This window comes from Botrimarina hoheduenensis (assembly GCF_007859815.1).
Classification (GTDB): Bacteria; Planctomycetota; Planctomycetia; order Pirellulales; family Lacipirellulaceae; genus Botrimarina; species Botrimarina hoheduenensis.
Window position 1 is genome coordinate 389,804 of the sequence record NZ_SJPH01000003.1, and the last position, 25,541, is coordinate 415,344.

At 64.2% G+C, this 25,541-nt stretch carries 17 protein-coding genes; 12 read left to right on the plus strand and 5 right to left on the minus strand.

Annotated features, from left to right (window positions below):
• Positions 1 to 20: 20 nt before the first annotated feature.
• From acs to Pla111_RS08955, 3 genes are all read left to right on the plus strand, one after another.
• On the plus strand, positions 21 to 1,985 hold the full coding sequence (acs, locus tag Pla111_RS08945; RefSeq protein ID WP_146573467.1) for an acetate--CoA ligase: 1,965 nt from the start codon (positions 21 to 23) through the stop codon (positions 1,983 to 1,985).
• Positions 1,986 to 2,412: 427 nt separating this feature from the next.
• A complete protein-coding gene (locus Pla111_RS08950) occupies positions 2,413 to 3,285 on the plus strand; it encodes an MBL fold metallo-hydrolase (protein ID WP_197524882.1) in 873 nt (290 codons plus the stop codon).
• 162 nt (positions 3,286 to 3,447) lie between these two features.
• A complete protein-coding gene (locus Pla111_RS08955) occupies positions 3,448 to 3,738 on the plus strand; it encodes a hypothetical protein (protein ID WP_146573471.1) in 291 nt (96 codons plus the stop codon).
• Between the two features lie 8 nt (positions 3,739 to 3,746).
• On the opposite strand, the gene Pla111_RS08960 is transcribed toward Pla111_RS08955, so the two are convergent.
• The gene (locus Pla111_RS08960) at positions 3,747 to 5,021 is read right to left on the minus strand and encodes a hypothetical protein (protein WP_146573472.1); all 1,275 of its coding nucleotides are present in this window, start codon (positions 5,019 to 5,021) and stop codon (positions 3,747 to 3,749) included.
• Between the two features lie 220 nt (positions 5,022 to 5,241).
• Here Pla111_RS08960 and Pla111_RS08965 point away from each other — a divergent pair, with 220 nt between their 5' ends.
• Positions 5,242 to 6,732: a peptidoglycan-binding domain-containing protein gene (locus tag Pla111_RS08965; protein WP_146573474.1), complete on the plus strand. Its 1,491-nt coding sequence runs from the start codon at positions 5,242 to 5,244 to the stop codon at positions 6,730 to 6,732.
• 35 nt (positions 6,733 to 6,767) lie between these two features.
• Here Pla111_RS08965 and Pla111_RS08970 read toward each other — a convergent pair whose 3' ends face one another.
• Positions 6,768 to 7,469, minus strand: coding sequence for a response regulator transcription factor (locus Pla111_RS08970; RefSeq protein WP_197524883.1), 702 nt, complete (start codon positions 7,467 to 7,469; stop codon positions 6,768 to 6,770).
• A 257-nt stretch (positions 7,470 to 7,726) separates the two neighbouring features.
• Here Pla111_RS08970 and Pla111_RS08975 point away from each other — a divergent pair, with 257 nt between their 5' ends.
• The gene (locus tag Pla111_RS08975) at positions 7,727 to 8,314 is read left to right on the plus strand and encodes an RNA polymerase sigma factor (RefSeq protein ID WP_197524884.1); all 588 of its coding nucleotides are present in this window, start codon (positions 7,727 to 7,729) and stop codon (positions 8,312 to 8,314) included.
• 31 nt (positions 8,315 to 8,345) lie between these two features.
• Complete coding sequence (locus tag Pla111_RS08980) at positions 8,346 to 11,168, plus strand: PAS domain S-box protein (protein ID WP_146573479.1); 2,823 nt, start codon at positions 8,346 to 8,348, stop codon at positions 11,166 to 11,168.
• Between the two features lie 12 nt (positions 11,169 to 11,180).
• Here Pla111_RS08980 and Pla111_RS08985 read toward each other — a convergent pair whose 3' ends face one another.
• Positions 11,181 to 13,844, minus strand: coding sequence for an alpha/beta hydrolase-fold protein (locus Pla111_RS08985; protein ID WP_197524885.1), 2,664 nt, complete (start codon positions 13,842 to 13,844; stop codon positions 11,181 to 11,183).
• Positions 13,845 to 14,369: 525 nt separating this feature from the next.
• The gene (locus Pla111_RS08990; protein WP_146573483.1) at positions 14,370 to 14,603 is read right to left on the minus strand and encodes a hypothetical protein; all 234 of its coding nucleotides are present in this window, start codon (positions 14,601 to 14,603) and stop codon (positions 14,370 to 14,372) included.
• A gap of 880 nt (positions 14,604 to 15,483) precedes the next feature.
• Here Pla111_RS08990 and Pla111_RS08995 point away from each other — a divergent pair.
• Positions 15,484 to 15,903 carry a secondary thiamine-phosphate synthase enzyme YjbQ gene (locus Pla111_RS08995; RefSeq protein ID WP_146573485.1) on the plus strand — a complete coding sequence of 140 codons (420 nt, stop codon included), beginning with the start codon at positions 15,484 to 15,486 and terminating at the stop codon, positions 15,901 to 15,903.
• A 636-nt stretch (positions 15,904 to 16,539) separates the two neighbouring features.
• Here the strand turns inward: Pla111_RS08995 and Pla111_RS09000 are convergent.
• Positions 16,540 to 17,625, minus strand: coding sequence for an NAD(P)/FAD-dependent oxidoreductase (locus Pla111_RS09000; RefSeq protein WP_146573487.1), 1,086 nt, complete (start codon positions 17,623 to 17,625; stop codon positions 16,540 to 16,542).
• A gap of 246 nt (positions 17,626 to 17,871) precedes the next feature.
• Between Pla111_RS09000 and Pla111_RS09005 the strand changes: the two genes are divergently transcribed.
• The 5 genes from Pla111_RS09005 to Pla111_RS09025 all read left to right on the plus strand — a co-directional run bounded on the left by Pla111_RS09005 (position 17,872) and on the right by Pla111_RS09025 (position 25,446).
• Positions 17,872 to 19,188, plus strand: coding sequence for a protoporphyrinogen/coproporphyrinogen oxidase (locus tag Pla111_RS09005; RefSeq protein ID WP_146573489.1), 1,317 nt, complete (start codon positions 17,872 to 17,874; stop codon positions 19,186 to 19,188).
• Between the two features lie 12 nt (positions 19,189 to 19,200).
• Positions 19,201 to 20,571 (plus strand): ATP-binding protein, encoded by a 1,371-nt coding sequence (locus Pla111_RS09010; RefSeq protein ID WP_146573491.1) that lies wholly within the window; start codon positions 19,201 to 19,203, stop codon positions 20,569 to 20,571.
• A gap of 79 nt (positions 20,572 to 20,650) precedes the next feature.
• Entirely contained in the window at positions 20,651 to 21,220 is a 570-nt protein-coding gene (locus tag Pla111_RS09015) for a response regulator transcription factor (RefSeq protein WP_146573493.1), read from the plus strand.
• A gap of 232 nt (positions 21,221 to 21,452) precedes the next feature.
• Positions 21,453 to 23,240: a hypothetical protein gene (locus tag Pla111_RS09020; RefSeq protein WP_146573495.1), complete on the plus strand. Its 1,788-nt coding sequence runs from the start codon at positions 21,453 to 21,455 to the stop codon at positions 23,238 to 23,240.
• A gap of 58 nt (positions 23,241 to 23,298) precedes the next feature.
• Positions 23,299 to 25,446 (plus strand): outer membrane protein assembly factor BamB family protein, encoded by a 2,148-nt coding sequence (locus Pla111_RS09025; protein WP_146573497.1) that lies wholly within the window; start codon positions 23,299 to 23,301, stop codon positions 25,444 to 25,446.
• Positions 25,447 to 25,541: the final 95 nt, after the last annotated feature.

The window sequence follows — 25,541 nt, forward strand, 5'->3', positions numbered from 1 at the left end:
AGGGCGCGTAACGACGAACTATGGCCGACGCATCCAATCGCTCTGGTGCCATCGACACCGTCATGCACGAGGAGCGGCTTTTCCCGCCCCCGGCCGAGTTCGCCGCGCAGGCGCGGATCGCTTCGTTCGAAGCTTACGAAAAGCTCTGGAACGAGGTTGCCGCCGATCCCGAGGCGTACTGGGAACGCGTCGGCCGCGAAGAGCTGCACTGGTTCGAACCCTTCACCCAAACGCTGCGTTGGAACGAGCCGTACGCCGAGTGGTTTGTGGGGGGTAAGACCAACGCCTCGTACAACTGTCTCGACAAGCACCTCGACGAAGGCCACGGCGACCGCACGGCGATCCTGTGGGAGGGCGAACCGGGCGACACACGCAAGCTCAGCTATGCCGACCTGCACAAGCAGGTGTGCAAGTTTGCCAACGCTCTGAGATCGCTCGGCGTCGAGGCAGGCGACCGCGTCTCGATCTACATGCCGATGACCCCCGAGCTGGTTGTTGCGATGCTCGGCTGCGCGCGCATCGGAGCGGTCCACTCGGTGATCTTTGCGGGCTTCAGCGCCGAGGCGATCGCCGAACGCAATAACGACGCCCAGGCAGTCGCGATCATCACGGCCGACGCCGGTTGGCGCCGGGGCAAAGCGCTGCCGCTCAAGCAAACGGTCGATGAAGCACTCAAGAAGAGCAGCACCGTCAAACACTGCATCGTGCTCGATCGCGTGAACGAGGCCGTCCACTGGCAACCGGGCCGCGACCATTGGTGGCACGACCTGATGCGAGACGCTTCGGAAGAGTGCCCCGCCACGCCGCTCGACAGCGAAGCCCCGCTGTTCATCCTCTACACCAGCGGTTCGACCGGCAAGCCGAAAGGCATCTTGCACACCACCGCCGGCTACAACCTGTGGGCCAAGAAAACCTTTCAGTGGGTCTTCGATCACCGCGCGGACGATGTCTATTGGTGTACGGCCGACTGCGGCTGGATCACCGGCCACAGCTACATCACCTACGGCCCGCTCAGCGCGGGCGCAACGTGTGTCATGTACGAAGGCGCGCCCAACCACCCCGACGAAGCACGTTTCTGGGAGATCATCGAACGGTACAAAGTCACGCTGTTCTATACGGCTCCGACCGCCATCCGCGCTTTTATCAAGTGGGGTGATGAGCACGTTGAGAAGCACGACCTCAGCTCGCTACGGGTGCTGGGAACCGTCGGCGAGGGCATCAACCCGCAAGCGTGGATGTGGTACCACACCAAGATCGGTGGCGAACGCTGCCCGATCGTCGACACGTGGTGGCAGACCGAGACGGGCGGCGTGATGATGTCTCCGCTGCCGGGGGCGATCGCCACCAAGCCCGGTAGCTGCACCAAGCCTTTGCCAGGCGTGATCCCCAAGATCATCGCCGAAGACGGCACCGAGTGCGGTCCCGATCAGGGCGGCATGCTCACCATCGCTCACCCCTGGCCCGGCATGCTTCGGGGCATCTGGGGCGACAAAGAACGCTACCAAGAAGTCTATTGGTCGAAGGTGAAGGGCATGTACCTCGCCGGCGACAACGCCCGCTGCGATCGCGACGGTTACTACTGGATCATGGGCCGCATCGACGACGTGCTGAACGTCTCGGGCCATCGCCTGAGCACGATCGAAATCGAATCGGCCCTGGTGAGCCACCCGGCCGTGGCCGAAGCCGCAGCGGTTGGTCGGCCCCACGAGCTGAAGGGCGAAGCCGTGGCGGTGTTCGTGACCGTCAAGGGCTGCGAGCCGTCAGAGGAGCTGCGCAAAGAGCTCAAGCTGCACGTCCGCAAGGAGATTGGGGCCCTCGCGCAGCCGGACGACATCCGCTTCACCAACACCCTCCCCAAGACCCGCAGCGGTAAGATCATGCGGCGTCTGTTGCGCGATATCGCCGCCGGTCGCGAGGCCGTTGGCGATACCACCACGCTCGAGGACTACAGCGTGTTGGCGAGCCTGCGCCAAGACGAAGAGTGAACGCCCGGACCGGCAAACGTGGCCTGGGTCTCGCCGGCGAAAGTCCGCCGCTTTATCGCTTGCACAAAAACGGGCGGTCGGCACGCCTTACGGTGTGGTAACTCACCAACAGCGCGGCGGAGCGCGGTGGCAGTCGGTTATGCTGCTAAGCCCGATACTTGCTGACGTTCTGATCGGCTGCGCTGCGAAAGAAAAAGTACGCGGCAAGCAACCGCCTTCGCTCGCTTGCCGGACAAGACCGTCTTTGAACGTCAGCGGGATCGCCCCCGCCGCTTCCTGTGTTGGCGCTGGCTTTGAGTCAGCGTTGGCGTGGAATGGCGGGTAGAAAATTCGCCGGGCGTCGGCTCGTGAAGTCGATCGCCTAGTCTCCTCTCTTTCCTCCTTAGCGAGATTCCTTATGCCAACTGCCCTCTTTAACACCCCTCCTATGAAAGCGGTTGCACTCTTGCTGCCATTGGCCCTCCTCACCGCATTGGCGAGCCCCGCTCCGGCCCAGATGGAGGTCACCTTTGTCGGCAATAACGGCGTCATGCTCTCGGCCGGCGGAGACTCGGTGCTGATCGACTCGCTGTTCACCCACACCGACCCCTTCTGGACCCGGCTCCCCACGGCAGGGCGCACCGCGCTGCTCCGTGCCGAGTCGCCGTTTGACAACGTCCGCTGGTCGCTCACAACGCACAATCACCCGGACCACTTTAACGCCCAGGCGGTCCGGGTGTTTTCGGGCAACAGCCCCGAAACGCAGTTCATTCTTTCCCCGCAGGCGCGGGGCTCGGTCGCCGATGTGACGTCGGTGGTTACGATCGATGTCCCGTTTCAGAACGGATCGTCTACCGTGACATCGCCGGGGATCGAGATCGAAATCTTCCACATGGAGCACTTCGATCAGTTCGGCAACGACTTCTCGCGCGTACAGGATTACACGTACCTCGTCACGATGGGCGGGGTGAAGCTGCTTCATCTGGGCGACGTCGATTACATCCCCGAGAACTTTGCGGCATTCGACTTTCCCAGCAGAGGCATCGATGGCGTGGTGATTCCCACCTTTAACACCTTGCTCACCTCAGCCAACCGTCAGGTGATTCTCGACCAGGTGGCACCCCGACACATCTTTGCCACCCATCTCCGCGCCGGGCAGTTAGAGCAAGAGGCCGCGAACGTCCGTGCGCTCTACCCGGAAGCGACGATCTTCACCGAGTCGTTTCAATCGTTCACGATCCAGCCGGTGCCCGAGCCGAGCGGCTTGCTGTTGGTGGCGGGGGCCGCCGGCCTAGCGGCTTGCCGCCGTTTCAGCTGTTAGGAGTTCTCCGCGCATGCTTCGCAGGGGCCTGCCGAGCCGTAAAATCTGCTATCGCCAGCGGAACAAGACGCTAACATACGCAGGTCGATTCGCCTGGCGGCGATCTCGGTCCTCGTGGCCGAGCGGCTACGACTCTTCCCCCCAGCACCGAGAACAAATCCGATGACCGCTTTGCTTCCTCTTCTGATCCAGCTCATCAGTGGCGCTGCGGGCGGCAATGTCGTCGGTGCGCTGCTCAAGAATCTGCCCGTCGGGAAGATCCTGGCCACCGTGCTCGGTGCGGTGGGTGGTGCCGGTGGTGCTCAGCTGGCCCAGCTGATCCCGGCCTTGCAAGAGCTGCTCTCTGGCGCGAGCTACGGCGGCGACATCGGTGCCGGTGCCGGCGGCGGAGCGATCCTAACGCTGATCGTCGGCCTGATCAAAAAGGCGATGGCGGGCGGCGCTCAATCCTAGCGCTAAACTCAACGCAGGCCTTGGCCACCGCTCGTCGATGAGTCGGCCGCCGAGGCGTTGGCGGATTGAAGCGGCAGACCTGTCACCACGTCGTTCAACCGGCGCGGTGCCCATAGCTTTGCGCGCCCATCGATAAAACCGCCATCCGCCTCGCGTCGGTAAAACGGGGTAAGGTAAGCGGTGCTACCCATGCTCACGCTTCCGAGGGGGGACCGCTCCTGAGCCGACACATCGCCTGTCGGCTCAATCGTATACTCCGCCACACGGGTCTCCCCCGGCTCGATCAACAATGCCCGGTCCGGCAAGTAATCGAGAGATGAATCGATCACTCTCAGCTGCGGCCCCGCCCGCTCTGGCAAAAGTTCGGTGACCCTCGGCACGACGAGCAAAGCTGATGAGCGGCTGGTGTAAGCCACGGTCAGCTGAAGGCGTGGCGGCGTCTTGGTGGCGGGGATCGGTGTGGCCGAGAGTACGTCGATATCGAGTTCGCCAAACCACGCGCGTGCCTGACGAGCCTCGGCACGATCGGCCGCCGCGCGGAGATCAACGCTCTGCCCTAACAGCAAAAGCGTGAGCGTTGCGACCGGGACCATCCACACCAAGCCCGCAATCCAACCGAACATCTCTGCGGCAGCGGTCTGGGGGCGTATCTGCTGCGCGATTGCCGGAGCAAGGATCAACGCCCCCCACAGCAGCGCCACCGAAACGCCAACTATCAATGCCTGATTAAAAAGCCCGTTCGATTGACCGGTGGGTTCGTAGCCGGTGAGCTGGGCGACGATCGCGGCCGAGAACAGCACGGTCACTAAACCCGCTTGCCAACCGATGGCGTAGCAGGCAGCGCGGACGATTGGGTCATGATCGACCGGGACCTTTGAGCCCAGCACCCGACTCAGTAGCCACGCGGCACCGGCCGTCAGCAGCACGCACGGAGCGGTCAACATGGTCGCGTACATTAGCGAGACATTCGCCAATGCGTCGCGGAGATCGGCGTAGAGCGATGCCGCCTCGGAAAGCGGTGTCGCGTCGATGGCAAAGAACAGCCGCAGCGTGAGACCCGCGACAAACAGGGTTAGCACCAGCCAAGCGAACGGGGGCGGGAGCGCGTCGTCTGCCGTTACGGCCTGTCGGCCTAGCCGCTGGGGTAGCACGAGCCCGAGAGGCCACAGAGCGACGCTCTGAACGATGAATCGCACCCCTTGGGCAATCGGTCGATCAAGCATCGACTCCACCGCCGAAGGCTCGGCGGGCAGTTTTTCGGCGGGCTTGTGCGCGATCGGCAAAGCGGTTGGCGGGGGGCGTGGGGGAACCGCGGGCCCCCTTTATTGTGCCGGGAAGCCCGTGCGCGAACCGTAACGGGAATCCGATCTCTGCGCCGATAGCGCTGTTTAGCTGCGCCCTCGCGAACGCCTCATCGGGCCGCATCGATTAAGCTACAGGTGTCAGAAGCCGCCGTGTCATTCCCGCTGGCCCCTCACGCCTTCTACCCCCGCAAGAAGCACCGTGCGAAATTTCTCACTTTCCGCTGCTGCCCGCTGTCTCTTTTTCGGTGTGGTGGCACCGCTAGCAGCCTCGCTTGCCGGTGCCGCCGACTTCGAGTTTTACGGCCGGTCGGGAGACGCCATCGAGCTAAACTTCGGCGCGTTGCCGGGCACCCCCACGGGGGCAAGCTATTCGACACTCACGCTCGGCGGATCGTTTACCGGACACACGACTCTCACGAGCACCGACCTGCAGCAAGGCGCGTTCGCCTCGGACGGTCGGCTGTGGGTCTTCGCCGACCCCGCCCGCAACACCGCTCCGTTGGGCGACACCGATCCGGCATCGCGCGGCTTTCAGGGCCGGCTAGAGGGAAGCCTCAACGTCAACGGCGTGCCGATGACCTTTGCCGTCAACGTGGTTCCGGGCCACACCGGCGCGGGGACCGGCTCGGTGCAGCAAGCGGGCGAGTCCGACAGCTCGGCACCCAATCGGCTGAATGTCGCGCAGCAGCAGCATCGGCTTCGGTATCTGGGTTTTCGCCAAAACGCTTTTCAACTCTTGCCTACCGTTGACGGCCTCTTCGGGACCAACACCGATGCCGCGGTGAGGACCTTCCAGGCTGCGTTCATCAGCGGCACGAGCGTCAACGCGACGCAGAACAGCGTCGATGGCATCGTCGGACCGAACACCGCCGGCTGGCTGAACGCCGCCAACGCCCCCACCTGGGACGAGCTGGTTGATCCCGACCCGCAGAGCTATCCGCCCGCGTTCAGCGTGAGCAGCATGATCGGCGACTTCGACATCCTGCCAAGCTTCGATCCGGGCGGCGGCGGCCGCACGGGCCTCACGCCTCAGATTGAACGCTTCGGCACCAGTTGGTCGATCGAGTTGTTCACCCAAGGCTCTGCCCTGGCGAAGTCGCGCACCGGCATCACGCAGCTGATGAACGGCATGTCGACCCTCGACGGTTACGATTCCAGCGCGTTCCACAGCACCCACCGCGCCGGCATGGATATCGACATTCACGTCGATTATCCCTCGCAGGTGCTGGGCAACGGTGTTGTCAACGCGGCCGAACAAGGCGTGATCGACACCGCGGTTGCGTACCTCGACGCGGGCCTCGCAGGCGAGGCAGACACCGGCCGGGTCGCCCGCTTTATCACGTCCAACTCCGACATCCGTAACGGCATCCTCGCCGCCCGGCCGGGAACCTCCGTCTTTCTCGACACCAGCAACGGCCATCTCAACCACTTACATATCGACGCCGCCCCTCCCGCCCGTGTCACCGGGCTCGCCAACCTGGCGGGCGACTTCAACCTGGATGACCGCGTCGATCTGGCAGACTACACGGCCTGGCGTGACGGTCTGGACCGCGTCTACACCGCGTCGGACTACAGTTCTTGGGTCTTTAACTTTGGTACGACCCGTCTTGGCGCGGCGGTCGCTGTGCCTGAACCGTGTGCGGCCGCGTTGCTGCTGAGCGGTTTCATGCTACGGCGGAGATCGTCGTAGTTGTTCGAGCGGCTCAGAAGCCTTCAACTTGGCGGCTAGCACGATCCGATCGGCCCTTCGGTGGTCGAGTCCGCATCGAAGCCCAAGTCGGTCAGCACTTGATACTGAGCGTACTTGGCAACCGCCTCACCAGTTGTTTGCGAGCCGAGCTTTTCCACGACCCGGGCCCGGTCGCTCTCGACCGTGCGGACCGAGACTTCAAGCGACCCGGCGATCACCTTGTTGAGGTGACCCGCCGCGATCTGCTGGAGCACCTGATGCTCGCGGTCCGAAAGCTGGGAGACCTGGGCAAGCAGGCCGCGGTACCGTTCGCGCAGGGCGTGCCGGCGGCGGCAGTCGTCGATAGCCCGCGCGATCACCTGCGAAAGACTGTCGTTAGCAACCGGCTTCTCGAGAGCGGAGGTGGCCCCCGATTCCAACAATCGTAGGACTTCCGAGACACTCGACGGATTCACCAACGCGATCACGGGGATCGTCGCGTTGCGGGATTTGAACAGCTTCAAGTGCTGCGGTGCCTCAGCACTAGACTGAGAAGCATCGAAGACCAAGCAACCCAAGGAAGGCGTTAAACCAGCTGCAAAGTACTCGTCGAAGTTGGAGAAGGCGCGCGATTGATGCCCGAGTTGCGTCGCCAAGCCGACGATTCTATCGCGATCGGAAGGGTCGGCGTCAATGACGCAGACCGTTGCTGGCGTCGCCGGTGGCAATGTGTTGTTCAGGGGGGTTTCGCTGTACATGGAGGTACCCACTCTCTTTTTCCACCGAAAAGGGGGAACCGAAGCGTTCGCCATACGGCTACCCGCTACAATTCGGTTGCCCGCTATTATTTTCATAGTGAAAGCACGCGGAATGGGTATTGATTACGCCTACCCGAAATTTTTTTGTGGAGAATTCCGGGGCTCGATCGCCTTTCTGGGTCTTAATCGGATCGCCAGTGCCATCCGTTAGCGTGCACACCACCCGCCTTGGGTACCTTCCCAGAGGCTTGTTTCCGTTGAACGGCAAGACGCGACTCACCCTGCTCGACCGGATCCGTGACACGGAGAGCGGCGATTCTTGGCGTGAGTTTTTGCTGGTTTACGACGGACTGATCGAGGGCTGGCTCCGGCAACAAGGGGTCATCGACGCCGACGCCGAGGACATCCGCCAAGAGGTGCTGGAGACCGTCTTCCGCGAGATCGGCGGCTTTGACCACAACGGTCGGCCAGGAGCCTTCCGCAACTGGCTCCGCCAAGTGACCGCCAACCGCATGCGACGGCTGTGGCGCCGGCGGGCATCCCGCTCGGCTGACTATGCGGGCCCCAACGTTGAACTGCTGGCCGCCCAGCTCGAGGACGAGCGCACCCCGCTCGCCACGTCTTGGGAAGACGAGCACAATCGCCACGTGCTGCAGCGTCTGCTCGGCGTGCTCGAGGAGCGTTTTAGCGAGAAGAGCGTGACGGCTTTTCGGCGGATTGTGCTACAAGAGCAGCCCGCCGCGCAAGTTGCCGCCGAGTTGGGCATGACGCTCGGCGCGGCCCGAGTCGCTCAGCACCGCGTGCTGAAAGCGCTCAAAGATTTTGGCAAGTGCGTGGTGGATTGAAGCACATCGACTCTGGTCTGCTCTCTTGTTCATGTTTGACAACGAACACCCCAACGATGAGATCCTCGCTACGTGGGCCGCGGGCGGCCTCGACGAGGCGCTCGCGGGGCCGATCGAAGATCACCTCGAAAAGTGCGACCTCTGCGCCGCTCGAATCGAACGTTTCGCGCTGGCCGAAGACGCGTTCGTGAAAAAGCTCCAGCGCCTCACCCTTTCGGAACCGCTCGATCCCGAAGCCAACCGCGTCGCTGCTCACCAGGCACCCGGAGTGGGGTCGGACCTGAGCGCGAACGATCTGGCGGTCGGCGTGCTCGCGCTGCAGATGGGGCATATCACGCGCGATCAGTTTGTCGATGCGAGCGTGTTATGGAACGCCCGCAACGGCGTCAGTCTGGCAGAGGTGCTCGTCGCACAGGGTTGGCTCGACCAAGCGGCACGGGAGCAGGTTGAATCCGCGCTCGTTCGCCGCCGTGCGAAGCTGCTTCCGCACACGGGCACCGAGACCGTGGTCGGCGAGTCCTCTTCAACGACGCCGCAAACGTTGCTTCTTGGTCCGCTGTCCCGCGAACGACTAAAGCTGTTGCAAGTCCACTCCACGGGCGGCACAGGCCGCGTATGGCGGGCCTACGACATCGCACTGCAACGCGAGGTAGCGCTCAAAGAGCTGCTTCCTCAGTACGCCCGGTCTCCCATGCATCGCGAACGTTTCCATCGCGAGGCGTGTGTCGCGGCGCAACTGGCCCATCCGGGTACAGCACCGGTGCATGAGTATCGTGAGGAAGAGGGTCGCTGCTACTACACCATGAAATTCCTGGCCGGACGTACGCTGGCGGAAGTGATCCGACAGACGCACCGCGCGATCGAAAACGACTCCGCCGACCCGTTCGCCAGACATTTTGAGCTGCTCACCTATTTCGTATCGGTCTGTGATACGATCGCCTACGCTCATTCGCAGGGCGTGATCCACCGCGATCTCAAGGGGGACAACGTCTTGGTCGGAGAGTTTGGCGAAGTCACGGTTATTGACTGGGGTCTTGCCAAGCTGTTTAGCTCCACGAGCGAAGCCCCCTCCAAGGACCCCGCGCTGAGTGACTCGGCGACACTGCAAGGTGAGCGTCTCGGCACGCCGGCCTATATGGCCCCCGAACAGGCGCGGGGGGCGATCGATCAGATCGACACCCGGACCGACGTTTACGGCTTGGCCGCTCTGCTCTACGAGATACTGACGGGCAAGCCCCCCTTCACGGGCGATACCGTCAACCAGGTGATGCACAAGGTTGAGGCGGAGTCCCCCGTGCCTCCGCGTAAGCTGCAGCCGTTAACGCCTCGCTCTTTAGAAGCAATCTGCCTGAAGGGGTTGCGCAAGCGACGAGAAGACCGCCAGCAGTCGGCCACCGAATTGCGCGACGGCGTGCGCCATTGGATGACCCATCAAACCGATCGGCGCCGCGAGGCGGAGTCACGTGCGCTGTTCTTCTCGCTCTCGCAGGACTTGTTTGTCACGGTCGATAGCATCGGCCGGTTCACCCACACCAATCCGGCTTTCGAGAAGCTGCTGTGCTACGGACCCGGTGCGGTGTTGGGACGCCACTACGAGGAGCTGCTGCACCCGGATGACCTAACACGCTCGCGGCGTGTATTTCTAGCGGTTCTCGCCGGAGCCTCTGAACCGGACTTCGTGTCGCGCCTCCGTGGCGAGGACGGCGTCTATCGACCGATTAGCTGGACGATCAGCAAATCGCCGAGCGACGTGAGTGTTTACGCGGTCGGGCGCCCCCTGGACGCCAGCAGCGAACGACGTCGCGAGGCGCGGCAACGCGAGACCTTCTTCTCGCTCTCGCGTGACTTGTTCGTCTCGCTGGACGAGCGCGGCAACGTGACCCACACGAATGCCGCCTACAATACCTTCTTCGGATACGACCCTCGCAAATCGACGGGGCGATCGTATCAGACGAAGCTGCACGCCGACGACATCGCACTGGTTTCCAAGAAATTGGCCTCGGTGCAAGCGGGCGGAGCGGAAGAAGACTTTGTTGCGCGGGTGCAACGCAGCGATGGTGATTATTGTCCGATCAGCTGGACGCTAACCAAGATCCCCGGTGAAACCGCGACCTATGCCATCGGTCGCCCGCTCGACGCCAAGTCGCAACGGCGCCGCGCCGCCGAACTGCGTGCGCAGTTCTTTTCCCTCTCCCAAGACCTCTTTGTCATTTCTGACGAGCACGGCAAGGCGGCTCAGATCAATGAGGCCTGGCAACGTGTTTTGGGCTGGCTCCCGGAGGACGTGATCGGCAAACCCTACACGGATTTTGTCGTCGCCGAGGACGTCGCACCGGCCGCCAGAGCTGGCCGCAAGGCACTCGTGAAAGGATCAGTCGTTGATATCGAGACCGGCATGCGCTGCCGCGATGGCTCGGTTCGGCAGATCGTGTGGACGCTCTCCCGCGTTCCGACCGAAACCGTTGTGTACTGCGTTGGACGCGACGTCACGCAGCGGCGTCGCACCGAGCAGCGGATCGAGGCGCTGTTCCGCAAATCGCCCGAACCGCTCCTGGTGGTTGATACCCTCGGGCGGATTGAGCGTACGAATGAGCGCGTCGACGAGCTCTTCGGTTATGAGCCGGGTGAGCTCACTGGACAGCCGTTGGAGGTGCTGCTGCCGGAATGGTATCGGGCTGAGCACCACCGTTACTTCCAAGCCTACTTGGCCGAGCCGGTAGTGCGTTCGATGGGGCGTAACATCCCGTTGCCGTCTGTCACCAAGCAGGGTGTCGAGAAGCGTTTCTCGATAAGCCTGAGTCCGCTCCGCCTAGACGATGAGCTGCTGGTGATCGCTGCGCTGCTGCTGGAATAACGGCTCGCAGGGCTAGAGGGCTGGCTCTCGCCAGAGGATTTCTCCGCCAGGGATTCGCCACTGTTGGCTGTAGTAGCCCGCCGCGTGGACACGCTCAACCCCCCAGGCACCTTCGGCGGGGCTCGGTTTCTCGGACTCGCCAGGGACCCTCAGCGGAGAAAACACTAGCAGGTCGGGGTACTCAACTCCCGACCAGAAGTAGCGCAGCCGTGAAGCGCCGCGCAGGCCTTTCAGCCCCGTGCCGCCGACCATCGCCAAGAGCGCCTGCCGTTGGGCCGGCGCGCCGCCGAAGCGCTGCCCCAGATCGGGGCGGGGGGTGATGTGCAAGACGGTCAGGTCGTCACCCGACTCGGGTCTGGCGTCGCGCTTTTCACGGGTCGGCCACACCTCGACCAAGCCGCTCTGCACACGGGTCGGAGCGAGCTGCATCCAGAAGCGACTCGCCGAGTTGATGGACTCGTTGCCGTAGAAGACGAGATTCCGTCCGGGATCAGCGGTAAAGCTGAAATCGCGGTCGGCGATCACGTCGAGCCGCCCTGCGCCGCGGTACAAAAAGGTCTGGGCGTCGTAGCGTGCCTTGGCTTCGCACCAGGCGTTCTCCTCCTCCGTGCCACGGGTGCCGTAAACCAGCAGGGGGCGGTTCATAAACGCGCTGCGCAGCCCGCCGGGGCGCTGAGGGTTCTTGCCGACATTGTCCCACCGCGTTCGCGCGCGGCCCCAGCGGTCCTGTTTGTCGCGCTCCAGGCGGAGCGTCGGGCTGCGGGGCGTCGGCTTCCACTGGATCTCAGCGGACTGATCGAGCGTCACCACGACCGTGGACTCGCCGGCGAACTCCGCAAGCCGCAGCTCGATCTCACGGACGTTGTCGGTGGTTCCGCTGACCCGGTGGGTTGCCGGATCGCGCCGTAGTTTCACTTGGGAAAGCTGCGCCTCCTGCTGAGGTGCAACCAGGGTTACCCACGCAACGGACGACGACGCATCGCCGCCGGGGACCGAAAAATCGATCTCGTCGGGCTCATCTGCGGTGGCAGGCGGCAGCGACGCAAGGGTCTGCGTGAGCAGCTGATTCAGCCCCCCCTCGTCGGCCAGTCCCTCTCGATAAGAAAACAGGGGATGAAACGTCCCCAAGGCCCCGCGAAGCTGGCGGGCTTGCTCGATCGTGGCAGATCGCGCTGTCTGAGAGACACCAACACCCAACGCCATCGCACGGGTGTTGGAAAGTCGATTCAACGGGTTGCGCGCTTCCGTCGGTCGCGCGAGCAGCTGTTCGAGCGCCGACGCTTTATTGCGGACCACCGGCGTGCGACCCACCGAGGCATGGCTGAGCCAGCCCTCGTCGATAACCGCTGCCGCAAACCGATCGGGGTGAGCCACTGCGAGACTCAGAGCGCCGTGCCCCCCCATGCCACGTCCCGCTACCACTACCGTGCGATCCGCTGACGGCTTGCGTCGCGGATTGATCCTGAGCAAGCAATCGTCAAGCGCTTCGAGCGCATCGGCTTCGCTCCAGGCTTGCCAATCGAACCCGTAGGGACCACGGCCACTGGGGGCCACGATCGCCCACCCCGCGAGCGCGCCCAACTCAGCCACGGCTTCGGCCGGGCTCTGGCCAGCATCGTGCAACAGCAGCACGATCCCCGTTGTAGGGTCGGCCAGTGGCTTGTCACGCGGTGGGGCGATGACATACGGCTGGGGGGTCGCGTCCTGGCGGCTCACGAAGCTCGCGGTCTGGACCGCTCCCTGCTCGATGACTCGCCACGGTAAGGTCGTCTCGGCGAGGGATTCGCCCTCTCCATCGCTCAGCGTTACGCGCAGGCGGTGCTCGCCAGGAGCTAACTCGCCAAGTGACTTCCAAGCGAGCCCCACCGGATAAACCGCTAGGGGGCCGATCGAGGGGAGCGCTTCGACCTGCGGAGCGCTCGCGCTGCCTTCAATCGCCACGGCGATACTCAGCGAATCGAGCGGCTTGGCAAGCGGATTAACCAGCAGCAGGCTCCCCACGAGCGACCGTTCTTCGCCCGCCACACCGTCGGGCAGCATCGCGCTAGAAGCCCGCCAGAAGACGCTTGTGGGAGCCAGCTCAAACCGGACCCGCGCCCCGCCCTCGGCCAGATGCAGCAGCACCCGATTCTTGCCCGCCAGTAAGGGCACGGGCGGACGGAAGCGGTCGGTTCGGTAAGGGTCACCAACAACCCACTGGTCGTTGAGCAACACCGCCGCCACGCCGCGCGCGTCCAGCAGATAGATGCCCGGTGCGGCGCACTCGAATTCGGCGTAGGCATAGCCCCCGATTAGTTCGGTCGCCCCGGTATCGTCGGCCGTTGCGGCACGCCACTTCACCGCACGCCCGTCAGCCGACGGCAAGGTCGTTCCGGCGTGCGGCGGCCAATCCTCGCCCTTGATCCACGCTGACTCGACGGGGTCGGCGTGCAGCGGCTGACGGCGATAGTCACCCACACGCGGCAGGACGAGCCACTCGCTCGGCTCGAGAGGGGTCGCCGGGACTGCTGGCGGAAGGGCTTTCTCTGGCTCGGCGGTGGGAGTTGATTCTTCGTTGACGCCCCCTGTCGGACCCGCGGCTACTGGGGCTTCTTCAGCGGCTGGCCCGGGCTGGGTTTGCTCGGACTGGGTTTGCTCGGGCTGGGTTTGCTCGGACTGGGCGGCTTCCTCCGTCACGGGTGGCGTGGCGGAGGGTGTCTCACCGGAGGCACTATCTGCTGGAGCACTTTCGGCAAGAGCACTTTCGGCAAGAGCACTGGCTGCTGGAGCACTGGCTGCGGGGGGGCCCGCCACCGGGGTCGCCTCCGACGCGGACGGCACCGCGGGCGATGGGGGATCGGTCGCTCCCGCAGCAGCAACGGCCAGCGACGCCACCAAGGCGATCAGTAGTCGTCGGGATCGGGACATACCAAAGGGCAATCGATGTTGTCGGGGTTCGCAAACAACGTGAACAACGTGGTTGCGGGGAGGGCCTTTGTCTCGCGCGCGAGAGGTTCTTTAGGGTAGCTCGCGGGTGGGGCTGAGGCTCGGTTTGGCCCTGCGAAAGTCCTCCCATAGCGCATAAAAAAGCCGCAAGCGGGTGAGAAACCCGCCTGCGGCTTGGTTCGGTATGAGGGATCGCCTACCTGTCGATCGTCGGTCACCTAGATCGTCGATTCCTACGGCGCAAGCCGCCCGCAGGTGCTGGGCTGCAAACGACCCTTATTCGCGGGGACGCACGGCACCGGTCAGGCCCGTGTAATCGACACGGTCTTCTCCATGCCAAAGCGGATGTCCGCTGCGGACGCGCTCAGCGAGGATCTCGAGCTTCTCGGGCGATCCGGCGGGGGCGTTGGTCGGCTGAAACTCATCGTCCCGGTCACGCGGGACAAAATCCTCATCGTGACCGTACTTGAGAATCGCTTCGAAAACGTTGCGAAGGGTGGGATCGGGCATGGCTGGTTTACCTTATCGGCTGATTGAACTTGGACGAAATCACCGGTCCGGTAGCGTCAGCGTCGCCACGGGAGGGTGTGATGGGTTTTAAAAAGCGACGCCCACAAGGGGGGGTGTCGGGTGCGACGGAAGGTAGGTGAAAGCTAGGGTAGTTAAAAAACAAATGACATCCGTGAGGGCGGCGTAGTGGTCCGCTGAATTAGCGATTCAGTTGGGACGCACCCAAGCGACATTTGGTTCGGTAAGACGTTTTGTTTCGTCGAACTTGCTTCGTCGAACGCGCGATACGGCCAAGGCTCTGATCTCCGGCGGGAGAGCCCCCTCAGGGGAGCCCACCGCTGAGCTAATCTCCACCTGCCGTATCGGGTGATTCCGCTGCTTTTTGCCTTCAACCGGCGCTTTCGCCGGCTGCCTCCAACTGCCAGATGCTTAGTCTGTGACAGCTTTCTGTTCCATCGCTACCTCAGCTCGCTAACTAATACTTTGACGTCAGTTGGGCTCGTAGCGCGTTAGTAGGAACGCCGCATAAGCCTTAAAACGCCGCTTGAGCCTAAGCGCCACACCCTGATACGACCACTCAGCGTTTGCTAGGCGTGCCAGAGCTTATCCCGTTAGCCGCTTATTCTCGTTAGCAGAGCTTGTCCCGTTAGCCTCGTCACAAGTGCGGTGGAATCTCGCTCTTGCTTGTAAGCGTGCCGGGATGCGGGATTATTACTGGGGAGAGGATAGAGTCAAGTTTTTTCCGTAGGAGATCCGTAGGTCCTCCATTAATAAGCTGCCCCGCCTGTCAAGAGGTGCCGCCTGGGTCACTCTTCCGGGGGGGGCAGGTGTAACGCCGCGGTTTGTTCACTCCGTAGCCCTCCAGCCATTCAAGACCACGATGCCCTGGATCCAGCGCGATTTGACCCTTGCTCCGCACCGGCGGGGGTTTCACCTGATCACCGACCAAGTCGTCGGGGCCCTGCCCGAGCTGCGGGCGTGCTCGGTGGGAATCCTGCAGGTGTTTCTCCAGCACACCTCGGCCAGCCTGACCCTGAACGAGAACGCGGACCCCGATGTTCGCAACGACCTGGAGAGCAGCTTCTCGGCCCTGGTGCCCGAATCCTCTGCCTTTACGCACACCTGCGAAGGTCCGGACGACATGCCAGCGCACGTCAAGGCCTCGTTACTGGGGGCAAGCCTCTCGATCCCGGTGCGCGACGGCCGGCTGGCCCTGGGAGTCTGGCAAGGGATCACGCTGTGCGAGCACCGCGATCGGGCCGGCTCTCGGCGGCTGGTGCTGACCCTGCAGGCAGGCTGAAGTCACGGTATCCCGCCGCGGAAACGTGCAAAACAGGCTCCTGCGAAAGCATTATTTGCCAGCACAGCCGGCAAGATCTGATGTTTTTGATGAAGTTTTCGCCAAAAGGGCTTACACCGCTGCGGTGTCCGAATATCCTGCGGAGGTCAACCGGCGGGACCTTCCCCTCTCTGTTAACGGCACCTCTCGACAACCGCCCCGCCGGACCGACATAGCACTTCTTTGATTGGCACCATGACGCAAGGCCCCGAGCAGGGCCCCGCCTGCTCGGGGTTTTTGCTGCGCTGTCCCCAATTATGGCGCAGGCCCCAATTGCACAGGCCCAACTGCAACGGCAACCGTTTGGCGGTCGCCCGATAGCTTCCCTCTCTCTGAGCGAAGCGATTCCAGGCTGCCCCCGTCCTCTGGCCGATGCCCCTCTTCGTTTGTTTTCGATGCTTCTTGCAGTGGTATTGCTGCCCCCTGCCGCGGAGCGGGTCCGGTACCGGGCAGGATGAAACGCCGCTGAGAGCAAGAAAACCGTCCGGCGGAGCGGCGACGAGCGCCTCCCCACGGCATCCTTCAGTTGTCGTACACTTCTTGACGCGGCGCTGGAGCGGATCGTTCCCGCTATTTTTTAGGAGCACCCCCGGCCCCTCAGCTCCGCGACGCGAGAACCTTTTCGGCCGCGGCGAGCCCGCTCAGAAAGGCCCCCTCCACACGCGGACCGCCGCACCAATCGCCCGCCGCATAGAGCCCGCGCGGGGCATCGCTGGGGGCCCGCTCTGCGAGGGGCGTCTCGGGCAGGGCGTAACGCCAACGATGGCCCGCCCGATACGCGATTGGAACAGCCCGCAGCGAGGTCGCTTGCCAGAAGCCCTCCAGCAGCCGATCGACCGCATCGGCCGGGTCCAGTTCAAGGTTGGCTTGCGACCACTCAGAAGAACCGTGCAGAACCCAGCAGTCGCCGGTTTCTGCCGCCGCTGGCCGCCCCGGCTTTGAGCCGTTCCTCGCGACCCAAGAAAGCGGCGTGTGGTCGGCCGAACCCGCGATAAACGCGGCGTCGAACCCGGGATCCAGCGGTTCAGGAAAGGCAACCATCGCGGTCCAGCAACCGGTGGTAATGACCGACTTGGCGGCGTTCGCTAGCGCCGGCGACGCCACCAGCAACTCCGCTGCTTGCGGCGCGGGGGTCGTCACCACAACCCGCGAAAAATCGCCTAGCGGATCGCCCTGCTCGCCGGTTAAGCGCCAGCGTCCCGCGGTCGGCTTGGGGGGCGTCACGCGCACGCCGGTGACAATCGTGGCCCCGTGTTGCGTCGCTTCGTCGGCCAAGGCCTTGCCAAGCGCGTTCATGCCCGGCGTCCCCACGTAGCGGGTCCGCTCGGGGGGCGGGTTGCCGGCCCGAACGCCCGCCGCATCGCACACCAAAGACGACAAACGGGGCCGCCATTCGGCAACCACGCCGCTGGCTAACCACCCCTCGACCCGCGCAGCGAGTCGCTCGTCACGAACCGTAAAATACTGCGCACCATGGTCGAAACGGCGGTCACCGTCGGCCCAACGGGTGGAAGCACGTCCCGAAACGCCCCGCCCTTTATCAAAGACCGATACCGACACGCCTTGCCGCGCTAGCTCTTCCGCTGCGGCCAGGCCGGCAACACCAGCACCGACAACCGCGACGGAGTCGTCAGTGCGCGAATTGCCCGCAGAAGAGGTCTCGGTGGCTGAACCGGTCGCCATCGCGTTGAAGGGGGTGAAGCTCGGGGGGAAAGATTGTGCGGCGTACTCCTGCTGAACCAAGGGCCCGCTGCCTTCGGTGGGTAGCCGCGTCTAAAGTAGAGCCCCGACGGGCGGGGCTTCGGAAGCGCCCCCCTGCGTGAGGATGGTGCCATGATCTGCACTCCGTACGATCCCGCGCGCAGTTAACTCGCGACTCACCGCCTCACCTCGCACCGCAACCTCGCACCGCCTCGCCACGGCACCGTAATGTCGCAAGTCGATGCCACTGACGCTTATGACGCGATCATCATCGGTGCCGGCCTTGCCGGCCTGTGCTGCGCTAAGCGTCTGAGCGCCGAGGGCAAGCGGCCGCTCGTGCTCGAAGCGAGCGACGCGGTGGGGGGCCGCGTCCGCACAGATTCAGTTGAGGGATTCTTGCTGGACCGTGGCTTTCAGGTGCTGCTCACCAGTTACCCGGAAGCCCGCCAGCAGCTCGACTACCAGCGTCTCGATCTCCACGCATACGAGCCCGGCGCGCTGATCTGGTGCAACGGCCGAATGCACCGCATGAGCGATCCCTGGCGTCGCCCGCAGCACGCGCTCGCCACCTTACGATCGGGTGTGGGGACACTGAGAGATAAGTTGCGGATCGCCCAGCTGGCGTCGCGTTTGTCGAGCCATCGGGGGATCGATGTCGTCGCGAACGAAGAACTGATAACGGAACACGCCCTGCAACGCTGGGGCTTCTCTCCGCGGGTGATCGAGCGGTTTTTCCGGCCATTCTTGGGAGGCATCTTTCTCGAACGCCAGCTCGCCACCTCAAGTCGGCAGTTCGAGTTCGTGTTCCGACTGTTCGGCGAAGGCCAAGCAACCCTGCCCGCCGCGGGCATGCACGCGATCCCCACACAGCTCGCGGCAGCGCTCCCGCCAGGCACGCTCCGGCTCAACACGCCGGTCAACGCCATCACCGACGACGGCGGAGTTGGGGTCGGCGGAGTAGGGTTCGGTCAAGAACGCTTGCAAGCCAAGCTGATCGTGGTCGCCACGGACGGTCCCGCCGCTGATCGGCTGTTGGGGCACGAACCGGCAGCACCGGGGCGGAGCGTGGCTTGCGTGTACTTCGCCGCCGACGCGCCTCCGCTGAGGGAGCCGATCCTCGTGCTCAACGGAGAGGGACCAACCGCGGGGCCGATCAACAACCTGTCGGTTCCCAGCCAAGTGGCCGCGGGCTACGCGCCGGCCGGGCAGTCGCTCATCTCTGCAACCGTCCTCGCCGACCAAGCCGACACCCCGGACGACGCCCTCATCGAAGCCGTCCGTAAGCAGGCGGTTGATTGGTTCGGGTCACAAGCCCAGGCGTGGCGTCCGCTGCGTGTGGTCCGCATTCCCTACGCCCTGCCCGATCAGCAACCGCCCCACTACCAGCGAATCGAGAAGTCGGTCCGCGTCCGCGATCGCGTGCTGATCTGTGGCGATCGCTACGACACCGCCTCGATCAACGGGGCGATGCGCAGCGGGCGGCGAGCCGCCGAGGCCGCGCTCCGCGAACTCTCGGGGCAGCGCGCTCCGGCAACGCCCGAATGAGTCGACCCCGTCATGCTCACGAAGAATACTCCTGCTGACCGGATCGCGATCAATGCCGATTGGTTCGCGACCCTGCGCTGGGTGGCCGCGATCGGTCAGCTGATGACGATCGGCTTTGTGACCCTCGTGCTGGGCATGCCCGCCCCTAAGGCTGAGCTGCTGCTGCTGGTGGCTGTCACCGTTGTCAGCAACGCGGTGTTTGCGTGGTGGCGATCACGCCAGGACGACCTCATCACCTCCGAGCGCGTCTGGCACACGGCACTGGGCGGGCTGATGCTGCTCGACATCGTGGTGCTGACCGCGATGCTCGCGCTCACTGGCGGACCGACCAATCCGTTTGTGGTGTTCTACTTTGTGAACCTGGCGCTCTCGGCTATGGTGCTCCCACCGCGCGGAGCCTGGGCGCTCAATCTGCTGGCGATCGTCTCGTTCGGGTTGCTCATCTATCAGCACGCCCCCATCGAGCAGCTGCGCGACCCACGCCGCCTCGAGAGCCTTGTCGCGCTGCGAGCGATCGAGCCGTCGGCCTGGCCCCCGTGGGCCTCGATCGGTTCGTGGGTCGCCTTCGCGACGTGTTCGACCGTGATCCTGAGCTTTCTCACACGGCTCAACGCCGAGCTGCGGCTGAGCAACCGACTGCGTCGCCGCGCGGAGAGTGAGCGGGCCCGCGCCGAGAAGCTCGAAGCACTGGGCACGCTGGCCGCGGGGGCCGCCCACGAACTCGCGACCCCGCTCTCAACGATCGCCGTCGCGACGACCGAGGCCCAACGGCAGCTCGAACGGCAGGGCGGACCCGATACCGTGCTGGACGATCTTCGATTGGTGGGTCGCGAGCTGGCGCGCTGCCGTGCGATCCTCGACCGCATGGCGACCGACTCGGGGCAGCCAACCGCTAGTGCGCCTGAGCCCTTCACGGCCGACGCGCTCCTTCAGGAAGTGCTCCGCGAGCTAGCCGCCGCGGATCGGGTGCAGGTCGCGTGGCGCAAGGGTGCCGACTCGCTGCGGCTGTTGGCCCCGCGAACGGCACTCGCTCAAGCGATCCGCGCTGTGGTTCAGAACGCCGTCGATGCCACCGAGGGACACGCTCCCGGCGCGCCGGTCGTGATCCAGGGCGATCGGCTGGCGGAGACGCTCCGCCTTTCCATCCGCGATCAAGGACCGGGAATGACGCCTGAGGTGCTCTCGCGAGCCGGCGAGCCGTTCTACACGACCAAAGCGCCCGGGCACGGAATGGGCTTGGGATTGTTCCTGGCCCGAAGTGTCGTTGAAAAGCTGGGCGGTTCGCTGCGACTTGAGTCTCCCGGCGAAGGCGGAGCGAACGTCACGATCGTCTTGCCGCTCCTAGCAGGAACGCCCGACGCAGACATTTCCGCCCGTCGCTAGGTTCCGTCGCTGAGCCGGTTACCATGGAGGCGGCCGCAGGAGCCGCCCCGTTTTTAACTCGCCCGAACATAACGGCCCGATGCTCGATAACCCGCACAAGCCGCTCGAAGGCAAATCGCTGCTGCTTGTTGATGACGACGAGTTCCTGCGCGAACGGATGTCGCGGGCGATGGCCGATCGGGGGCTCCTTGTGCGCACCGCGGCGTCGGCGGCCGAAGCGCTAGCGATCGTCGGCGAGGGACCACCGGACCTGGCGGTCTTCGACCTGAAGATGCCGGGCATGAACGGACTGGAACTGCTCAGCGAGGTAAAGAAGCTCGCCCCTGCCACGCGGATCGTGATGCTCACCGGCTATGGCAGCATCGCCAGCGCGGTCGAAGCGATGCACGCCGGTGCCGAAAACTATGTGACCAAACCCGCCGATGCGGACCAGGTGCTGGAAGCCTTTCACCGCAGCGGTGTGCTCACCGACGGCGAGGCTCCCCCCGCCGATCAAACCGCGCTCCACACGCCCAGCCTCGCTGAGGCCGAGTGGAACCACATTCAGCAAGTGCTAGCCGACTGCGGCGGCAATATCACGCGATCAGCCGAACGGTTGGGGATCCCCCGCCGGACCCTGCAGCGGAAGCTGAAGAAGCTGGCACCCTAGAGCCAAAGCGCCCCCCTTGAGAGTGCCTGCATCGCCAAAACCTTACGTATTGCCGCTTCGGAGCAAGAAAGGCGGCCGGCCGACGAAAAAAGGTTGCCGTCGCGTTGCGGAAACGCTCAGAATAGGCTTGCGGTCATCCGCGAATCCCCCGCCGGGGAAGAAGGCAGAGCGGCAGTCCGTGCTTTGCTTGCTTCTCTCTCGGTTCCCCCCTCCCGGTTTAAGGAACAGACCGATGCCGTCGCCCCTCGGAAGCCGCTTGCCGCGAGGTTCTGTCTCAAGACTCGCAACGATTGTCGCTGCAGCGCTGCTCGCCGGTCAAACGCCACTCTTGGCGGCTGACGCGGTGGTTGCCACGAGCGGCGCGGTGATCGAATACAACGGTAAAGCGATTGTGGTGGTGGACGCCGAGGGGACGACACTCGTCGCTTCTGAAGAGACGCCCGCCGCTACCGAAGCGGACGAGACCACCAGCCCGGACACCCCCCCCAGCACCGAGGGAGCAACACAGAGCATCGCCGAGGAGTCTTCGGCCGCTGCTACCGAAGCGTCGCCCGCGTGCGATGCGGAGGCCTGTGAAGACGCCCCCTGTGATGAAGCGCCCTGCGAAAAAGACGCCGCCGCGGAAGCGGGTGAGCTCGACCACTCGGACGGAGTCTTCCGCGCCACCCACTCGCAGACAGAACTGCTCAAGGTGCACGTCGAGAGCCTGCCCAAGCGGATGCTCAAGACGTTCTGCCTCGCGCCCGATGGCCGGGTGATCGCCGCGTGTGGTGTCGGTGGCAAGCAGGGAGACGTGCGGATCTTTGACCCCCAGGGCGAGCTGCTCTCGTCGTGGGAGCTGTCGTTCGATCCCGAAGCGATCAACGTCGGCAGCGACGATCGGCTGTACGTCGCGGGCTCGGGCAAGCTCGCCCGATTCGAGCTAGACGGGACACTTGTCAACGAGACCGACGCACCGCACGCCGCCGCCCTGCGCGAGAATCGCGACGCGGTTCGCGAGGAGGTCATCGAAAGCCACAAGTCTCAGCTCGAGTGGATGACCGAGTACACGGAGGACCTCACCAGTCAGATCGAAGAGATCGACAAACGGATCGAAGCGGCCCAGCAGAAGGAAGAGGAGCAAGAATCGGCCGAAGAGCCGGCAGACGCTGAGGCCGACTCGCCCGCGGAACAAACTCCGACAGAGACCGGGGCGGAGAATCCGTTGAGCAAGCTCGCCGCTTGGCTATCCGGAAAAAACCGTGACACGACACCCAAGTCGCGTGACCAGATGCTCCGCGACTCGCTCGAGCAGCAGCTTGAAATGTACGAGCGGATGATCGAGCAGCAAGGCAAAGAAGAGCTAACCGAAAAGCAGATCGAGCAACGCGTCGATTCGTCGATCGCCTACAAGATGAAGGTCGCCTCGATCAGCGAGTCGGACGGCGAAGTGTTCTTCGCCACCGGTGCAAAGAAGGGGTATGGCTTTGCCGTCTGGCGTTGCACCCGCCACTTCGACCAAGCCGAGGAAATCATCACGGGGCTCTCCGGCTGCTGCGGACAAATGGACGTCCAAGCGTGCGATGCGGGACTGTTTGTGGCCGAGAACAGCCGCCATCGGGTCGCGTGCTTCGACCGCACCGGCAAAGAGCTGCGTGACTGGGGCAGCGGCGATCGCGAGAGCGTCGAAGGCTTCGCGAGCTGCTGCAATCCGATGAACGTCGCGTTCGGTGCCGATGGCGCGGTCTACACGGCTGAATCAAAAGTCGGCCGCGTCAAGAAGTACACCTCCGAAGGGGTGCTGGTCGACTTGGTCGGCAAAGTCGATCTGATCCCCGGTTGCGACAAGGTGACGATCGCCGTTGCGCCGCAGGGGGAGCGGGTCTACATGCTCGATATCACCCGCAATCACATCGTCGTGCTCCAGGCAGCCGGCGAACAGCAAGAAATCGCCTACACCGAGCAGCGTGCCGTTAAGCCCAAGCCTGAATCGATTGTGGATCGCCTGCTGAAATCCCTCGGCGACGGTGGCGGTGAGTGATCGCTTGGCAAACGTCGGGGCAGTCTTGCCTCCCGCCTCCTCTTCCCACGGTACCGCGATGATCCTCATGAGACTGATCCACACCGCAGTGGTGTGGGGTGTAGCAGCTTGTTCTTCAGCCCTGGCGGAAGCGCCGCTTGTGCTAGCGGTGATGGACCCGCTCGCGGCTCCTCTGTCTTGTCCGTGTGTCGAAGGATACGCTCAGCGCGACTACCAGGTGTTGGCCGATTCGCTTGCCCGCCGGCTGGGCCGACCGGTACGGATTGGCTTCGGTGAGACCCTGGATGACGCCCTCGAAGATATCGGTGCCGACGCCGCGGATCTTGTCATCGGCAAAGACTCGGTTGTGCGTGCCGACGCCACCCAACAGGGCTGCGGCGCAACGCCCATAGCGCAGCTGACCGGCAAGAAAGGACAGTCGCTACAGACCGGACTAATTGTCGTCGCCGCTTCCGACGCGGCGCACTCGGTGTCGGACCTGAGTGGCTATCGGTTCTACTTCGGACCGTCCGAGTGCCACGAGAAGCACAGCGCAGCGCTCGCCCTGCTGAAGTCCGTGGGGGTTACCCCCCAGGAGATCAAGATCTCTGCGGCGTGTAGCGATGGAGCGACCGAGTTGCTCGAGCGCGCCAAGCTACCCGACGCGACCCCCGCCGCCGCGGTCATCTCGAGCTACGCCGCTCCGCTGCTGGAAGGGTGCGGCACGATCGAGAAAGGGGATCTGCGTGTCGTCGGTGAAACCGAACCGGTGCTGTTCATCACGGCCTTTGTCACCGACCGAGTCGACGAGCCGCTGGCCCAGGCCCTGACCGAGGCGCTGCTCGACACGGTCGGCGAACTCGACACGCTCCGCGCGCTAGAAACACTGCGCGGATTCACACCGATCGATGCCGACTACCACACGCTTCAAAAGAAGTATGAAGCCCCCGCAGCGGCTGAGGACGCCCGCAGCGCACCGGCGATCGTGTCACCCGAGAACAAAGCGGCCTCGAAGCAAAGCGCTCCGCGCGCTTCGCCAGCCGACAATGCGTCCTGGCCCGGCTTCCGCGGCCCGACGCGCGACGGCGTGGTGAGTTGGCTTCCGGATCGATTGCCCGCCCAGCCCCGCTTTGTTTGGCGTCAGAAACTCAGCCGCAACGGGCTGGGAGGGATCGCGGTCGCCGAAGGCCGCGTGGTCCTCGGCGACCGCGATCCCTCCAACCAGCTCGACCTGTGGCGCTGCTACGACGCCCAAACGGGGCAAGAGTTATGGAAGTCTCGCTACCCGGCCATGGGCCGGCTCGATTACGACAACGCGCCGCGCGCGACACCGCTGATTCACGAGGGCAACGCCTATCTGCTGGGTGCCTTCGGCCATGCCTCATGCGTTCAACTGAAGGACGGCAAGCGGGTGTGGCGTAGGCCGCTGCGTCAGCAGCATGGCGACCGGGGCAAGCTCGTGTGGGGAGCCTGCTGCAGCCCGTTGCTGGTCGATGACACGCTGATCGTGTGCCCCGCTGCCGATCGCGCGCTGTGGCTCGGCCTCGACACCACCACGGGCCGCGAGCGCTGGCTTGCTGAAGGGGAAGGTCACGCCTTTGCTTCGCCCGTGGTGATGACGCTGGGAGGCGTCCGACAATTTGTTGGTTACGATCGGCGCTCGCTGGGGGGATGGTGTCCGGCAACGGGCGATCGGCTGTGGTCGCTCGCTCCGCCGGTCGCTGGCGATTTCAACGTGCCCACGCCGACCGCCGTGGCGGACCGGCTGCTCGTTGTCACCGAGAACAACGGGGCCCGGCTCTACGACGCCACGGCAGACGGCGTGCTGGTCACCGCGCCCCTAGCCACCGCTGAAGCGCTGCTCCCCGACACCAGCTCGCCCACCTTCTTCGGCGGACGGATCTTTTGCGTTTGGAATCAGCTCTATTGCCTGAACGCGAACGATCTGTCCGAAGTCTGGGTTGGAGAAGACGGTGCTCTGCCCGAGACCGGCGGGGTCATCGCCGGGCACACCACCGAAGGGGCGGGCCGATTGCTGATTATCGGTCGTGGCGGCGAGCTGCTGCTGGTTGATGCGGACGCCGACGAGTTCCGCATCGTCTCACGACTCCGCCTGTTTGGTGTCGATCCGGACGAAGGCGAGGATCTTCTCTGTGCGCCGGCGATCGTCGGCGGGCGGCTGTATCTGCGCAGCGATGATGAGATCGTCTGCGTCGATCTGATCTAAGTTGGTAGCGCGGCAAGACGAGCCTCCCGACTTGCTCGTGCGATAATTTCTCATGGGATCGGCTTGCTAGTTCGCATCCGACTTCTCAAGCGGGG